The organism is Nocardia niigatensis NBRC 100131, from assembly GCF_000308655.1.
GTDB classification, from domain to species: Bacteria; Actinomycetota; Actinomycetes; order Mycobacteriales; family Mycobacteriaceae; genus Nocardia; species Nocardia niigatensis.
Genome location: NZ_BAGC01000065.1, coordinates 1 through 1373 on the forward strand (window position 1 = coordinate 1; position 1373 = coordinate 1373).

The window sequence follows — 1373 nt, forward strand, 5'->3', positions numbered from 1 at the left end:
ACCGAACAGAGTGCAGCGACCCGCCCGCTACGCATTGCGATCGTGGGCGCAGGCCCGGCCGGTATTTACGCCGCCGATGCCTTGATGAAGTCCGATGCCGAAGTGAGCATCGACCTCTACGAGCGCATGCCCGCGCCCTTCGGCCTGATCCGCTACGGCGTCGCGCCCGATCACCCGCGCATCAAGGGCATCATCACCGCCCTGCACAAGGTCCTCGACAAGCCGCAGGTCCGCCTGCTCGGCAATATCGACTACGGCGTCGACATCACCCTCGAGGACCTGCGTCAGTTCTACGACGCGGTGATCTTCTCCACCGGCGCCAACGCCGACCGCGCCCTCGAGGTCCCGGGCATCGACCTGGACGGCTCCTACGGCGCCGCCGACTTCGTCTCCTGGTACGACGGCCACCCGGACGTGCCGCGCACCTGGCCGCTGGACGCGGAGAAGGTCGCCGTCCTCGGCGTCGGCAACGTCGCCCTCGACGTGGCCCGCGTGCTCGCCAAGACCGGCGACGAGCTGCTGCCGACCGAGATCCCGCCGAACGTCTACGACGGCCTGCGCGAGAACAAGGCCCGCGAGGTCCACGTGTTCGGCCGCCGCGGCCCGGCCCAAGCCAAGTTCACCCCGCTCGAGCTGCGCGAGCTCGACCACTCGCCGACCATCGAGGTCATCGTCGATCCCGAGGACATCGACTACGACGAGGGCTCCGAGGCCGCGCGCCGCCACTCCAAGCAGGTCGACATGATCTGCAACACCTTGGAGCAGTGGGCCATTCGCGATGTCGGCGAGCGCCCGCACAAGCTGTTCCTGCACTTCTTCGAGAACCCGTCGGAGATCCTGGGCGCGGACGGCAAGGTCGTCGGCCTGCGCACCGAGCGCACCCAGCTCGACGGCACCGGAAACTGCAAGGGCACCGGCGAATTCAAGGACTGGGACATCCAGGCCGTATACCGCGCGGTCGGCTACCTGTCGCAGAACATCCCGTCGCTGCCCTTCGACGACCAGGCCGGCACCGTGCCCAACGAGGCCGGTCGCGTGCTGGTCGACGAGGACGCCGACGGCGCGGACCGCTACGAGCCCGCTACCTACGTGACCGGCTGGATCAAGCGCGGCCCGGTCGGCCTCATCGGCCACACCAAGGGCGACGCCAACGAGACCATCGCCTGCCTGCTCGACGACGCCGCGAACTTCACCCCGGCCCCCAAGCCGGAACTGGACGCCGTCACCGACTTCCTCGAGGGCAAGGGCATCCCGTTCACCACCTGGGCCGGCTGGTACCGCCTCGACGCGCACGAGCGCGCCCTGGGCGAGCCGCAGGGCCGCGAGCGGGTCAAGGTCGTCGAGCGCGAGGACATGCTGGCCGCCTCCGAACC

General features: G+C 69.3%; 1 protein-coding gene. It reads left to right on the top strand.

The genetic code is table 11. The annotated features are described in order from the left end of the window. Window positions 1-33: 33 nt before the first annotated feature. The coding region (locus ON33_RS28915; protein ID WP_063711086.1) for an FAD-dependent oxidoreductase at window positions 34-1373 on the top strand (1340 nt) is incomplete at its 3' end.